1 protein-coding gene is annotated in these 942 nt (G+C 63.6%); it reads left to right on the forward strand.

The features are described 5' to 3' along the window. A partial coding sequence (locus tag HX846_RS40025; protein ID WP_256740365.1) for a condensation domain-containing protein occupies window positions 1–942 on the forward strand: 942 nt, incomplete at both ends.

The following is a 942-nucleotide window of genomic DNA, read 5'->3' on the forward strand; positions in this document are numbered from 1 at the left end:
ACGCCTTGGCGCCCTCGCGACCGTGCTCGCCGAGCCAGGGCTGCGCCCGGCCAGCGAGGCTTTCCCGCTGTGCCACAAACAAGCCGCAACGCTTGCGACCGAACCGCTGGATTGGTCAAACCTGGAAGACGTCTACCCGCTGTCGTCGATGCAACAAGGCATGCTGCTGCACACTTTGCTGCAACCCCACAGTGGCATCTACCTGATGCAACAGCGCTACAGCTGGGACGGCGTATTGCAACGCCCGGCCATGGAGGCCGCCTGGCAACTGTTCCTCGACCGCCACCCGATGATGCGCACCGCGTTCTGGTGGCAGGACGACCACGAACCGCTGCAATGTGTGTATCGCAAGACAGCTGCGGCGTTCGATTGGCAAGACTTGCGTCACCTGGATGACGCGCAGCAGCACCTCGCCATGGACCAGGCCCTGGAAGCCCAGCGCGTGCAGGGTTTCGACATGAGCAGCGCACCCTTGACCCATCTGCGGGTGTTCCAGCTCGATGAACAGCGTTTTGCGGTGGTGCGCAGTTTCCACCATATCCTTACGGACGCGTGGTGCTTCGGCCTGTTGATGGAGGACCTGCTGGCGATCTATCAGGCCCTCGTACGCCAAGAGCCCGTGGCGCGCCCGCGCTTGCGTTCGTTCCGCGGCTACATGAGCTGGTTGGAACGCCAGGACATGGCCGCTGCACATGCCTTCTGGCAAGCCGACCTGGCCGGTTTCAGCGAGCCGACGCCGCTGCACGTGGACAGCGCCCTCGCCGGTCCGGAACAGGCGCCGGAACAGGTCGGCGACTTCGACCAGACCTTAAGTATCAGCCAGACCCAACGTTTGCAGCAGCTGTGCCAGCATTACCAATTGACGCCCAACACCTGGATCCAGGGCGCTTGGGCACTGCTGTTGTCGCGCTACAGCGGCAACCGCGACGTGCTGTTCGGCGT

The sequence above is a fragment of the Pseudomonas sp. K5002 genome, from assembly GCF_013386655.1.
Taxonomy (GTDB): Bacteria; Pseudomonadota; Gammaproteobacteria; order Pseudomonadales; family Pseudomonadaceae; genus Aquipseudomonas.